The sequence below is a fragment of the Neoalteromonas flava genome (genome assembly GCF_002807685.1).
GTDB lineage: Bacteria > Pseudomonadota > Gammaproteobacteria > Enterobacterales > Alteromonadaceae > Alteromonas_E > Alteromonas_E flava.
Map to the genome: position 1 here is coordinate 642,371 of NZ_PEAX01000001.1, position 13,241 is coordinate 655,611.

Here is a 13,241-nt window from a genome sequence, read left to right on the forward strand (position 1 = left end):
ATGTCTATTTTGTGGCTTAAAGGACTGCATATCTTTTTCATGCTGGCATGGATGGCAGGCTTGTTTTATTTACCCCGCTTATTTGTTTATCACGCTGAGAGCAACAATGCAGACGTACGCGCACAGTTTTGTATCATGGAACGCCGCTTATGGTGGTTTGTCACTCCTTTCGCCATACTCACCGCGGTTTTTGGCGGACTGTTAATTTATCAATACGGGCGTGACTGGTTCAGAGTCTCGACATGGCTGCACATAAAACTCGCACTTTTACTTGCGATTTACGGCTATCACTTCTATTTATTAAAGGTATTACGCGACTTTGCGGCCGACAAAGTAATGCGTAAACCGGTGTTTTATCGCTTCCTCAATGAACTACCGGTTTTCGCAATCTTAGCGATAGTGCTTTTGGCCGTCATTAAACCGATGTAACTGAACAAACGGACACCTATCAAGGAGTTGAAATGGACGTCAATAATGCTCACCTTAAACAACTGATTGACCGCACTGACGAAGCGTTTAAAGAGTTGATCAGAGATCCGGCCTCAGATGAACTGAACAACGCCTACGAAGATGCCAAAAAGCAACTTGAACAGTATTTGCTGGCGGTTAGGCAGCGCCACGATATTGAACAAGAACGCTAATCATTGTGGCGTCATTTGTTGAGTAAACGACTCGAACTGATTGGGTAAATAACCTGCCAACGTATTGGCTAATTGTGCGTATTGATTTAGCGCACGTGGTAGCGTTTTTGCGATGCTGGGAAGCTGTTCTCGAAAGTCTTGCTGCTCAGATTTAATGGTTAAATTATCCGGATCAGCGAGCACTGAAAATACCTTCAAACAATGCTTGAGCGTATTGGCGGCTTCCACTGCAGCCGCATCATCGCTTTGCACCTGCAAATGCTCCCATGCATTCTGCCATACGGGTTGCAATTGTTGATGAGCAAGCAAAAAGCCTTGTAACCACATCGCTTGAGATGACTTACTGCCTGCGGCTGGTTCATACTGATAAGATGTCGGTAATAGCGTCTCGCCCGCACGCAGGGCTGATAAGATATCGCGTAATTGCCTGACTAAACAATCAGTTATCAATTCCCAGCGCGCCATATCACCACCCGCTAAGTCATCACCGGCATCAGCTGCAAACACCCAAGGCATCCACTGTGGCGGCATGGGAATTTCAGGGCAACAAGAAACAGCGGCAATAATCCCCTCAACAAACGCTTGCGGTTGCAGTTTACCGACAATAAGTGGGTCTTGATACAGTTTAGCGATTACAGCCACGGGTTTAACTCTGATCATTTAGCAATATTTGCAGCTTAACAGGATTATACGTAGAGTGAAGCCAAACGAAATGATTAGGTAAAATTGCAGTGAGCAAGCCGACTGAGGTGAAACCAAAGCACAACCAAAATCGCTATGCTGCGTGGCTTATAGCTGCCGCGTTTATTGGACCCGGTACTGTTACCACCGCAAGCTTAGCGGGAGCACAATTTGGTTATCAGTTACTTTGGGCATTACTCTTTTCCATTGTCGCAACCCTCGTGCTGCAAGATATGGCCGTACGTCTCGGAGTCGTTACCCGACTTGGCTTAGCTGATGCGATTCACCGATTGTTCCAGCGCAAATGGTTGCGTTACAGCGCTTGTGCGTTAGTCATTGCGGCAATTGGGATAGGAAATGCTGCCTACGAGGGCGGAAACCTCACCGGAGCCGCATTAGGATTAAGTCAATTGACCGATGGCAGCATGACCCTTTGGGTAGTGATTTTGGCGAGTCTCGCGGGTGGGCTTTTGTGGTTTGGGCACAGTGGTGCTGTGGAAAAGGTTCTAGTCGCACTCGTCGCTATTATGAGCGTGATTTTTATTATCACTGTAATTGCGGCCAAGCCCGACTGGACAGGGTTATTCAATGATGCAATCCGTCCTCGTTTTGACAGCACCACAATTACCTTGGTTCTAGCACTCATTGGTACCACCATCGTGCCCTACAATCTGTTTCTGCATGCCAGTCTGGTGAGTCAATATACCAACGAACCAGAGCAAGAACTGCGAATTCAGCGTCACAACACCCGCATTGCGGTCCTAACCGGAGGACTCATTACCCTCGCCATCATGACCACCGCAACAGCCGCTTTCTATCAGCAAGGTCTTGCACTCGACGCCAGCAATATTGCTTCGCAACTGGCGCCGCTATTAGGTGATATGGCAGGTAATATCTTCGCTATTGGGCTTTTTTCGGCAGGACTAACAAGCGCGATAACTGCACCGTTGGCTGCCAGCTACGCAGTGTGTGGCGCACTAAAATTACCGCAAGAGCGCACCTCTGCACCCTTTCGCGGAGTATGGTTGAGCGTATTGCTGTGTGGAGCGTTAGCCGCTAGTTTGGGGATAAAACCACTTCTCGCAATGCTCTTTGCCCAAGCAACTAATGGGTTACTACTGCCATTTATAGCCATCTTTTTACTGTTTGCTATGAATGACAAACAGCGCCTGGGTGAATATCGTAACCGCATTGCCATGAATGTTGTAGGCAGCGCTATCGTTTTGGTTACCTTATTCCTTGGCTTGAGTAAACTTATCGCAGCCTTTTAATCAGCCGCCCGCAGCCGTTGAATTGCGGTTTCGAGATCCGCGCGCGGACAGCCAAAGTTCAAGCGAAAAAATCGCTGCTCACCAAAGTCTCTCCCCGGCGAGGGGCCGACGCCACGCTGCTCACACCATTGCTGAGTATCTTCCACATTCAGGCCACTGGCATCTACCCAAAGTAGAAACGTGGCCTCTGGCGTTAGCGCTTGCAAGCCTTCAATCTCATTAATCGCTTGCACGGCATAATCTCTATTGCCTCGCAAGTAATCTAACAGTGCTCGATGCCATTCGTCACAATGGGTAAACGCCGCCTGAGTTGCCACTAGACCGAGTATGTTCACCCACGGTACCATGCCCTGCGCAGCTTGTACGAAACGGCGGCGTAACCGATTATCCGGGATAATCGCAAATGCCGCACCTAAGCCAGCCACATTGAAGGTTTTGCTGGCGGCCATCAACGTAATGCTCTGATTGGTTAAGTGACTGACTTTACCAGCAGGAATATGTTTGAGGTTTGGGTTAAGGATCAGATCACAGTGAATTTCATCAGAGCACAGTGTAACAGCATGACGCTCACATATTGCAGCCACGCGTTCGAGTTCATCTGCACGCAAAACGCTACCCACCGGATTCATCGGATTACACAGGATAAACAAGTGACAATCCGGATCGGCAGCATGTTGCTCAAGTTGCACAAAATCCAACGTCCAGCGCCCATCTTCAATCACAGTACCGACCTCTAAGCGCTCAGTACCGTGCAACGCCGGAGCCGCCAACAAAGGTGGATAATTCGGGGTTTGCACAATCACTTTGTCACCGGGTTTAGTGAGGGCTTTACATGCCACATTAAACGCCGGTACGACACCTGGGATCCAAACTATCCATTCGGCCTCTATCTGCCACTGATGTTGCTGGTTTAGCCAATGCACTACCGCCGCATTTGCACCGGTGTGTTGAGATGGCAAGGTGTAACCTAAGATCCCGTTAGAAACTTCCTGCTGAATGGCCTCAAGGATAGGTTCGGCGCAGCGAAACTCAGTATCAGCGACCCACATCGGCAAAATATCTGTCCCGGCATACTTTTTCCATTTAAATGCATCAGTACCGATGCGTGGCGATGGCTGGTCAAAATTCATCTAGCTTCCTTTGTTTCATTAGGTGTTATGCATAGGCACGTGCAGAGATATTTACTCAACCCCTGAGGAAAATATGTCATCTAATTTATCAAGTAGGTTTTGCGTTGAAAATGGCTTGGCAATAAATGCTGTTGCACCCAATTGCTTGGCTTTTATCACGCTCTCGCGGCGCGTGTTTGCGGTTAACAATATAAATGGAATGGCAGTATCTCGAGCACGTAACACCGCAAGCAAATCCAGTCCCGTCTTATCCGGCATCATGAGATCGCTGATCACGAGATCAAAGCGTTGCTCAGGATCTGCTATAACATCCACTGCGAGGTTACTATCATCCATCGCAATAACCCTGCCGGAGGTGTATTCCTCCAGCATTAACGTCAGCAACTCAAGTGTGACGCGGTCATCGTCAACAGCTAAAATATCAAGATTTCTTAGACTCATTCAAATAACGCTTTATGCAGTACTGAAACAATTTCAGCGCTATCATCAGCATTCACTAAAAATGACATATTGTGCGGATTCGCGCCGAAACAAATCATGCGTAAATTATAGTCGGCAATTGCGGCAAAGATACGACTTGAAACACCTTTGTTTGATTGCATGTGATTGCCCACCACAGTGATCAGGTCGAAGCCCTGTTCCACACTAACTTCGCTCATACTTTCGAGTTCTTCAATGGTGCGTCGATTTAAACGCTCGGCTACTGAATTCGGCGGATTATCTAAGGTAAATGCAACAGCAATTTCGGACGTTGTCACCAAGTCTACCGACAACTTATTCTTGGCAATGATGCCGAAAACTTTTTCCAAATATCCCTGCGCATACAACATTTTAGGGGTTTTAACGGTTACCATGACTTGCTCACGACGCCGGGTAATCGCTCGATATGGCGGCTCATGTTCGCAATCGCGCACAATCCAAGTACCACCCTTCTCCGGTTCGCGGCTTGAGCCAACAAATACCGGAATATCACGGCGCAATGCGGGCTCCATGGTTGCCGGATGCAACACTTTTGCGCCGAAAGTGGCCATTTCTGCGGCTTCTTCAAAACTCAATTCAGGCAATGGACGTGCCGCTGCCGTCAGACGCGGATCGGTGGTGTATACACCAATAACATCGGTCCAAATTTCACAGCTTTTGGCATCTAAAGCCTCGGCGAGTAACGCTGCCGTAAAATCTGAGCCACCACGCCCCAAAGTTGTGGTGTTACCGGCTTCATCGGCACCAACAAAACCTTGAGTGACGACAATGCTATTAGTTAATTCCGGGCGCAGCAATTCTGTACAGCGTTGCTGAATTGCCACCACATTTGGCACAGCCTCACCATAAGTATCATCAGTAAGCAGTACTTTACGTACATCGAAGTTAAGTGCTGGAATGCCTAGCTGTTTGAATACTTCAGCACACAGCAATGACGACATGCGCTCCCCCATCGACATCAACTCATCTTTGAGATCATGGCGATGCAGAATTTCTTCATGACGGGCAAGCTGCTCAACTTCGTTTAATAGATCATCAAGTTTAGTTTTAACTTCTTCCTGTTGGTCTAAGCCACTTAATATCGCATACTCGATTTGCTTTATTTGCTCACATACTTCGGCAATTTGTGCTTGGGTTAATGGTGAAAACCCTAATTTAACTAATAAGTTAGTGACACCCGCCGCCGCGCTAACTACGACTACCCGGGTTTCAGGATTCCGTTGAACAACCTTTGCACATAGGCTAATAGCAGTAAAATCAGCGACACTGGTTCCGCCAAATTTGGCCACATTAATGGCATTACTCACAACTAATCACTCCTCTACTTAGGGGGCTTCTTGTTGACTAATTATAGTGATCCGGTCACCAACCACCACATCATTGGCGGCAAACCAGCCTTGGTTCATTTCCAATGCATACAATACGGGTTTAGACGACGGAACTGGATCTAACACTAACGGATACATGGGTTTGATATCTGTGATCACACCACGCTTGTCAAGATAGGCAATATCCAGAGGGATCAGGGTGTTTTTCATCCAAAACCCTGCCTCTCTCGGGTATTCAAACTCAAACAACATGCCACACGAATCACAAAGTTCAGTGCGATACATCAATCCACGTGCGCGCTGCTCAAAAGTCCCTGCATATTCCACCGTTAGACGCTGCTCTCCTACCTGGATAATGGCTTGGCCAAAATTGACCTTTAACGCCGGATCCGCCGTCACCGGCTTAGCCCAAATACTAAGCGAGAGCACCACTAGAAACCACGATATTCGATATAACATGTCGGACTTACTCATATTTTTTCAAAAAAAAACCGGGTGGCGTAAAACGCTACCCGGTATTGTCTAGTTAAGACCGTTTATGCAACGTTTAACGTTGGGATAATGTTTGCTTTAGCTGCATCTTCAGCTTGTTTAAACACTTCCATTTGGTCAAAGTTTAAGTATTTGAACACTTCTGAACTCATTGAGTCAATCTTGCTCGCGTACTGCATATACTCTTCTGTGGTTGGCACGCGACCAACGATGGCTCCCACTGCCGCCAATTCAGCTGAACAAAGGTACACATTAGCACCATCGCCCAAGCGGTTAGGGAAGTTACGGGTTGATGTTGACAACACTGTCGCACCCGCTAATACACGTGCCTGGTTACCCATACACAATGAACATCCCGGCATTTCAGTGCGCACACCTGCACGGCCATAGATGTTGTAATAACCCTCTTCCATTAACTGTGCTTTGTCCATTTTGGTTGGTGGAGAAATCCACAAACGCGTTGGCAAAGTACCGTTGTATTGCTCTAACAGCTTACCCGCCGCACGGAAGTGACCAATGTTAGTCATACATGAACCAATGAAGACTTCATCTACATTGTCGCCGGCAACGTCAGACAAGGTTTTTGCATCGTCTGGGTCATTCGGGCAGCACAGAATAGGCTCTTTGATGTCATCTAAGTTGATTTCAATCACTTCCGCATACTCTGCGTCTTGGTCAGCTTCCATCAACTCAGGGTTAGCTAGCCATTCTTCCATCTTACGCGCACGGCGCTCAAGAGTACGTGGATCACCATAACCTTCGTTGATCATCCAACGAAGCATAGTGATGTTTGAACGCAAGTACTCAGCAACCGAGTCTTCAGAAAGCTTAATCGTACAACCTGCAGCTGAACGCTCCGCAGAGGCATCTGACAATTCAAACGCTTGCTCAACCGTTAGGTTTTCAAGTCCTTCAATTTCCAGAATACGGCCAGAGAATGCATTGATCTTACCTTTCTTAGCAACCGTCAACAGACCTTGTTTGATGCCATACAACGGAATTGCATGAACCAAGTCACGTAACGTAATACCTGGTTGCATTTTACCTTTAAAACGCACCAACACTGACTCAGGCATATCCAGTGGCATAACGCCTGTCGCCGCAGCGAAGGCAACCAAACCTGACCCTGCAGGGAAAGAAATTCCCATTGGGAAACGTGTGTGTGAATCACCGCCAGTTCCCACGGTATCTGGCAACAACATACGGTTCAACCATGAGTGAATAATACCGTCACCCGGGCGCAATGACACACCGCCACGATTCATAATGAAATCAGGTAGCGTATGTTGCGTATCAATATCAACTGGTTTTGGATAAGCCGCAGTGTGACAGAATGACTGCATGGTCAAGTCAGCGGTAAAGCCCAGACACGCAAGGTCTTTAAGTTCATCACGCGTCATTGGTCCGGTGGTATCTTGGCTACCCACAGTGGTCATTTTCGGCTCACAGTAAGTGCCCGGGCGAATACCGTCGACGCCACACGCTTTACCCACCATTTTCTGTGCCAGCGTGAAGCCTTTACCCGAATCTATCGGCTGCTCTGGACGACGGAACAAGTCAGTCTCACCTAAGCCTAGTGACTCACGCGCTTTCTCAGTCAAGCCACGACCGATGATCAAATTAATTCGACCACCCGCACGCACTTCGTCGAGTAAAACTTTTGACTTATAAGCGTATTCAGCAAGAACTTCGCCGCTATCTGCATTTAAGATTTTGCCGTCTAATGGGTAGATATCGATTACATCACCCATATTCATTTTATCGACGTCAGCTTCAAACACTAACGCACCAGCATCTTCCATGGTGTTGAAGAAAATTGGCGCCACTTTACCGCCAATACAAATACCACCACCGCGCTTATTCGGTACACCCGGCAAATCATCACCGAAGAACCAAAGTACGCTGTTAGTTGCAGATTTTCTAGATGAACCAGTACCTACAACATCACCCACGAAAGCAACTTTATGGCCTTTGGCTTTAATCTCTTCGATTTGTGCCAACGGACCCACTTCGCCGTGCTTTTCTGGCTCTAAACCATCACGGGTCATTTTATACATCGCACGTGCATGCAATGGAATGTCCGGGCGTGACCACGCATCTGGCGCTGGCGATAGATCGTCAGTGTTAGTTTCACCCGTTACTTTAAATACGGTTGCAGTAATCTTCTCAGGCAGATCTGGGCGTGCAGTAAACCACTCGCCTTCTGCCCACGACTGCATGACTTCAGTCGCATACTTATTGCCCGCTCGGTGCTTTTCTTCCACGTCGTGGAACGCATCAAACATCAGCAAGGTGTGCTTAAGCTCTTCTGCGGCTAGTTCAGCTAAGTCAGCATCGTCTAGCAACGCAACCAATGTTTCGATGTTGTAGCCGCCGTGCATGTTGCCCAGCAATTGTACCGCAGCATCTTTATCGATTAATGGACAAGTCACTTCGCCTTTCGCGATTGCACTTAAAAAGCCAGCTTTTACGTAAGCAGCTTCATCAACGCCTGGAGGCACGCGCTCTGAAATAAGTTCAAGCAGGAATTCGGCTTCACCCGCTGGTGGATTCTTTAATAGTTCAACCAATTCGGCGACCTGCTCTGCGTTAAGCGGCTTCGCTGGGATACCCTCGGCAGCGCGTTCGTCAACGTGTTTGCGATACTGTTCTAACACTTTATGATTCCTCGTGGTTGGTTGCACCTACACTTCACTAGCGCAGGTGTTAGCAATGAATTATAAAACAGCGGAAGTATAGCGCTTTGCCTAGGTAAATTAAATCCGCATAGCGCTTTTGTTTGGTTATAACCGCCATTCACCGTCAGAATTGTTTATTTTGGGACCATTTTTAACAGTGATGCTTCACTCCCATCAGTTAAGATGAAAATGGCGCCGGAACGACTGCGTTGAATGTCGCGTAGCCGAGTTTGTAATGACTCTACCACTGGGCGGTCAAATAAAACCTCACTTTGCCCCAAACGCACCCAATACAAACGCTTTGCCGCCAGTGATGTCACTAAAAAGTCACCCGTTTGTTGCGCGAACAGTGGGCCTTTAATTTGAACCATCGAGGACGGTGCAATCGATGGCGTCCAATTAACGACCGGTGGACGCATGCCAGGGTAGGCATCAAATGGCGAGATGTTTGCTCCGCTGTAGTCTTTACCCCAAGTCACCACAGGCCAACCGTAGTTTTCACCTGCTTGAAGTACATTAATTTCATCACCCCCTGCGGGACCATGTTCATTGAGATAGACAGTTCCTTGCTGCTCATCAACAACCAAGCCTTGCGGATTACGGTGCCCCAAAGTGTAGACATAATCAATTGGACTGCCAGCTCCGGTGTAAAAGGGATTGTCGCTTAGCGCCTGTCCTTCATCACTCATCCTTAACACTTTGCCAAGATTAGACGATTTAACCTGCGCTTGTTCACGAAAATCAAACCCATCACCACTGGTGATCAATAACGAACCATCTGGCAAAAACGCCATACGCGCACCGTAATGCACGGGGGTGGGTTTATCCGGTGAGACGCGGAAGATAGTTTGCCATTCTCCCAAGGATTGTTGATATAACGTTGCCCGCGCGATCGCTAATCGATTCCCTTCCTCATTACCCTCGGCATAGCTGATGTAAACGTAAGGCTGCAAGGCAAAATTTGGATGCAGCTTGATATCCATCAAACCACCCTGCCCAGCAACATACAAATTCTTTGGCATGTGGGTAAAGCGGGTTAACTCTTTACCTTGAGCATCAAGCATCAGGATTTGGCCGGCTTTTAAAGTTACTAGCCATTCTCGCGAGGGCAACTCGGTAAGTGACCAAGGTTGCTGTAACTCACTATTTAGCGTTTCAATGGTTACTTCTGGAAACGTAATATTGGCCAGACTGGCAGGCGCATAAAAACTACCTAAGTAGCACGTTATTAATAAGCAATGCAGAGTCTTACGGAGACCTTGAAACCTATTTCGCATATTCATATTTGCTCTGTGTTTAGCGCATTAGTGGTAGTAATCTAGCTGATATTAAAGCAACTGCCAATGTAAGCTGCGGACACTAACAAGGATCACCAACGTGTGGGGGGAGTATTCGCATCTCTGAAGTTCGCCGGTGAGTCCTCTCGAGTGCCGCTGCTCTTTAAGTGATTCATGCACTTGTAGATTGCTTGAAATTCTCTATCAAGCGCTGCAAGATGAGCCTATCGATACGTGTTGTTGGGCTTTAGTACAAGGGGTAAGGCATTGAACAAGACTTTGCAATGGATCAAAGCATGGTTAATCGCGGGGCTAGTCACTTTTTGCTTGGCCAGTTTTGCCCACTCGCAATTTGTGCTGATTGAATTGCTGTTAATCAACGTTAACATTGGTGTCGGTGACTGGCTAAGCATGACGTTTTCTGACCTATTCGGACTGAGCTTAACTTATGGTGTAGCCATAATCTTATCGCTGTTTGTCGCTTTTTTGGTCCTTAGCTTGTTAAAAGCAAAATTTAACAGGCTGTCACTTTCCCTGTTTGTTGTTGGCGGTGGAGTCACCATCGCAGCTATGCTACTGGCTATGCAACCCATTCTCGATGTTACCTTAATTGCCGGAGCAAGAACTACATTAGGCTTTATTGCGCAGTGCTGCGCTGGCCTAGTCGGTGGCTGGGTGTTTGCACGCATTCATTTTGCCAAGGGCTGAAGTACAATTTGCGATAAGTCACTTCCGAAAAGTGGCTGTTCCCAACAGACAGTGCAGAAGCCGCTATCCTCTAGATATCGATGCCTCGAACAGACAAGCAGCCGACGTTCGGTTCAGACTGAAAGTAGTCGTGACAAGTGCTCAACATGAATGTCATTGCTAACATTAGCGTGGCAAAAATATCGATTATTATCCTGATAGATGACTTAGAAACATTTGTAGTTTTTACTAACCATGAGAACTACACGGTCAGTTTTTGTACAAAAGAAAAGTCAAACACTTTAAGCCGGCTTAAATAAGGTACTGTAGAATGGGGATTTCGATGATATGACTACCTGAAGACCATAAAGGACTACATGAAAATGAAAAGGCGTAATTTCGCTGCTGTTATTCTGGGCTTAGTTCTCGTTCTTATTGTTACGTACTTCTCTACTCTCGAGGAACAAAACACTCATGAAGGTGATTCTAAAAGGGTAGATGCCGCAGAGCCTAAAACTGATACGGAGGAGGCCAAACACCAATACTATAAACCAACTCCAGCTCAAAAAATGACTTCGTTGGAAAATGCTGAACAAACCTACGCAGCAAGCGAGGTTTACAGTCAATGTGAGGCCGAAAACGCAGAGGTTTGGGACCGACTCGAAGTTATAAAAAACACTATTAACAATGAACTCAAAGGCATAGAGAAGCAGGCTCTTCTAAGAGATGCCATATTCTTACTCCAGAGTGAAGGTTATTTTGACGCTTATGAAGCACCGATAGTGTTATACCAGCGACTATTAGAGAATGAAGCGCAACACTTTGAGCGCGCGCCTTTTCGACCCACTCGCGCTGAAATGGAAAAATATACGAGTGTGGGCTATCTCCTGCGCGATGTTTTCGATGCAGTCAGGGAGCTCGATATTGAACGGACTGTTTTGGCTGCTGATGTTTTTAGACAGAACAATAGCAAACGCGGGTTATTACTTCGTCGAGGGAAAAATAAACTGCTTTGGACACCAGACGTTATTATTGGTCACAGTCTCGCAACCGCCCCATTGAGTTTTGTTGACGATATTGCTGCACATTACCCTGTCAGTCACTTACTGTTCACTCAAGCCGTTCGTTCGGGGGCAAGCGAAGAGGTCTTAAAGAAATTGCTGGCGAGTTTTGACTTTAACAACACGCCAATTTATACCAAACACAACAAGCTCCAAACGGCATTGCAAGCAGCAATTGAGATTGAGTCGCTTGCAGCAATCCAGCTAATCCTCGTGCAGCCTGATCTCCTGCATACTGACCTTTTCTTTAATCCGTTAAATACTATTGTTTTTGATACATTAAATACTGAAGGGCAGGAGTTTACCGATGCTCAAAAGGCTATGATAGCCCTTTTAGTTGAGCACGGTTTTCGCGTCGATGTAGTTCCTGGGCCTTTTTCCAAGAGTCGTATGCTAGCTGGCTACGCAGCTATGCTTGAGCGCCCCATTGTCGACCAGCTACACGCCTTATCGATTCCTCCTAGGCACATCGAAAAGTTTAGGATGCACCCTGATTCCGCCGTGCCATTGAGTTTGCAAGATCAGCTAAAACGTAACGCGTCTGATAGCCAACTGCTAAAGGAGGAATACAATGAAAGAGCAAAAAACTGTGGTGCTCTTAAGCAGAGACTGCAGTCTTTGGTACCGCCGCTTACCAGAATTGACGACGTTTTGGCTTTCGCCAGTGCCGATAACAGTTTTGCCGAAAATATTCAGTTATTGAAACAACAATCGCTGACTTTGGTTGACGCCTATTACGCCAAAATGGAGAGGGAAAGTGGAGATACTCAACGAGTAGATGCGCTAGCAGCAGCTACTCATTCGCTACAAGATATCCCCGCTACCGTGAAGGCACAAATTGATCAACTGACGCCTTTTGAGCGACACCAACTCAACGAAGTTTACTGTGAAAAATTCGGTAAACGCTTTATGGAGGATATATTTGATGCCGTTCAGTACATGAGTTTTAGCTTATTTAGTTATGAATCTTGCTTAGCTGGTACCCCAGATGATTACACTGAGACCGAACGAATTTTCTATCTTAATGAGAATACGTACCCGGGGATCATTTTTAGTAAGTTAGAGCGCTATGCGTTCGATAAAGCAATCAATCTATTAGCCGATCCAGCCTTTCAACGGCCAAAAGATTTGCGCGGCCATCCTCATGGTCGCGATGCGTTGATGTTGGCATTGGATTTAAAACTCGCCTCACACAGCGTCGATAAAAAAGACTATAAAACATTGATAATTGATTTAATCGCGAGAACGGAATTACAAGACGGGCATTTCAAGCGACTTCACCGGCTAAAAATAGAACATTTTATGTTGTTTGAAGAAATTGCCTTGTTTCATCCGCAAATTCGCCAAGCAGTTGGCTACCCGCTGGCAATGTATAGAACACATAACTGATGAGCATGACTGACTGAAACTGGCCTCAATGGAAGAGTAATCTCCTCTGGCAACAACAGACAATAACCGGTCGTTCGGTCTTGAGCAGAATTTGAGGCAACGAATGATCAAAGAGTACGTTAACCA

General features: G+C 46.8%; 12 protein-coding genes. 5 read left to right on the forward strand and 7 right to left on the reverse strand.

What is annotated here, in order from left to right; genetic code table 11:
- Both CSH92_RS03015 and CSH92_RS03020 read left to right on the forward strand, forming a co-directional pair.
- The gene (locus CSH92_RS03015; protein WP_100656111.1) at positions 1–429 is read left to right on the forward strand and encodes a CopD family protein; all 429 of its coding nucleotides are present in this window, start codon (positions 1–3) and stop codon (positions 427–429) included.
- A gap of 32 nt (positions 430–461) precedes the next feature.
- Positions 462–641: a hypothetical protein gene (locus CSH92_RS03020; RefSeq protein ID WP_100656112.1), complete on the forward strand. Its 180-nt coding sequence runs from the start codon at positions 462–464 to the stop codon at positions 639–641.
- On the opposite strand, the gene CSH92_RS03025 is transcribed toward CSH92_RS03020, so the two are convergent.
- Positions 642–1,301, reverse strand: coding sequence for a UPF0149 family protein (locus tag CSH92_RS03025; protein WP_100656113.1), 660 nt, complete (start codon positions 1,299–1,301; stop codon positions 642–644).
- A 71-nt stretch (positions 1,302–1,372) separates the two neighbouring features.
- Here CSH92_RS03025 and CSH92_RS03030 point away from each other — a divergent pair, with 71 nt between their 5' ends.
- Complete coding sequence (locus CSH92_RS03030; protein WP_240612712.1) at positions 1,373–2,593, forward strand: Nramp family divalent metal transporter; 1,221 nt, start codon at positions 1,373–1,375, stop codon at positions 2,591–2,593.
- Here the strand turns inward: CSH92_RS03030 and CSH92_RS03035 are convergent.
- The 6 genes from CSH92_RS03035 to CSH92_RS03060 form a co-directional block, all read right to left on the reverse strand.
- Complete coding sequence (locus CSH92_RS03035) at positions 2,590–3,723, reverse strand: MalY/PatB family protein (protein WP_100656114.1); 1,134 nt, start codon at positions 3,721–3,723, stop codon at positions 2,590–2,592. The genes CSH92_RS03030 and CSH92_RS03035 overlap by 4 nt on opposite strands.
- Positions 3,724–3,774: 51 nt before the next feature.
- On the reverse strand, positions 3,775–4,164 hold the full coding sequence (locus tag CSH92_RS03040; protein WP_100656115.1) for a response regulator: 390 nt from the start codon (positions 4,162–4,164) through the stop codon (positions 3,775–3,777).
- Positions 4,161–5,510: a lysine-sensitive aspartokinase 3 gene (gene lysC / locus CSH92_RS03045; RefSeq protein WP_100656116.1), complete on the reverse strand. Its 1,350-nt coding sequence runs from the start codon at positions 5,508–5,510 to the stop codon at positions 4,161–4,163. Before lysC ends, CSH92_RS03040 begins: the two co-directional genes overlap by 4 nt.
- Positions 5,511–5,528: 18 nt before the next feature.
- Positions 5,529–6,005: a DUF192 domain-containing protein gene (locus tag CSH92_RS03050; RefSeq protein WP_100656117.1), complete on the reverse strand. Its 477-nt coding sequence runs from the start codon at positions 6,003–6,005 to the stop codon at positions 5,529–5,531.
- 62 nt (positions 6,006–6,067) lie between these two features.
- A complete protein-coding gene (acnB, locus tag CSH92_RS03055) occupies positions 6,068–8,680 on the reverse strand; it encodes a bifunctional aconitate hydratase 2/2-methylisocitrate dehydratase (protein ID WP_100656118.1) in 2,613 nt (870 codons plus the stop codon).
- 155 nt (positions 8,681–8,835) lie between these two features.
- Positions 8,836–9,978, reverse strand: coding sequence for a PQQ-dependent sugar dehydrogenase (locus CSH92_RS03060; RefSeq protein WP_164084643.1), 1,143 nt, complete (start codon positions 9,976–9,978; stop codon positions 8,836–8,838).
- Positions 9,979–10,245: 267 nt separating this feature from the next.
- Between CSH92_RS03060 and CSH92_RS03065 the strand changes: the two genes are divergently transcribed.
- A complete protein-coding gene (locus CSH92_RS03065; protein ID WP_100656120.1) occupies positions 10,246–10,686 on the forward strand; it encodes a hypothetical protein in 441 nt (146 codons plus the stop codon).
- 356 nt (positions 10,687–11,042) lie between these two features.
- Entirely contained in the window at positions 11,043–13,115 is a 2,073-nt protein-coding gene (locus tag CSH92_RS03070) for a hypothetical protein (protein ID WP_100656121.1), read from the forward strand.
- The last annotated feature ends 126 nt before the right edge of the window (positions 13,116–13,241 follow it).

Bases quoted from the DNA above. Each gene is read 5' to 3' on its own strand.
- CSH92_RS03015 (WP_100656111.1), top strand. From the start codon at position 1: ATGTCTATTTTGTGGCTTAAAGGACTGCATATCTTTTTCATGCTGGCA.
- CSH92_RS03020 (WP_100656112.1), top strand. From the start codon at position 462: ATGGACGTCAATAATGCTCACCTTAAACAACTGATTGACCGCACTGAC.
- CSH92_RS03025 (WP_100656113.1), bottom strand. From the start codon at position 1,301: ATGATCAGAGTTAAACCCGTGGCTGTAATCGCTAAACTGTATCAAGAC.
- CSH92_RS03035 (WP_100656114.1), bottom strand. From the start codon at position 3,723: ATGAATTTTGACCAGCCATCGCCACGCATCGGTACTGATGCATTTAAA.
- CSH92_RS03040 (WP_100656115.1), bottom strand. From the start codon at position 4,164: ATGAGTCTAAGAAATCTTGATATTTTAGCTGTTGACGATGACCGCGTC.
- CSH92_RS03050 (WP_100656117.1), bottom strand. From the start codon at position 6,005: ATGAGTAAGTCCGACATGTTATATCGAATATCGTGGTTTCTAGTGGTG.
- CSH92_RS03060 (WP_164084643.1), bottom strand. From the start codon at position 9,978: ATGCGAAATAGGTTTCAAGGTCTCCGTAAGACTCTGCATTGCTTATTA.
- CSH92_RS03070 (WP_100656121.1), top strand. From the start codon at position 11,043: ATGAAAATGAAAAGGCGTAATTTCGCTGCTGTTATTCTGGGCTTAGTT.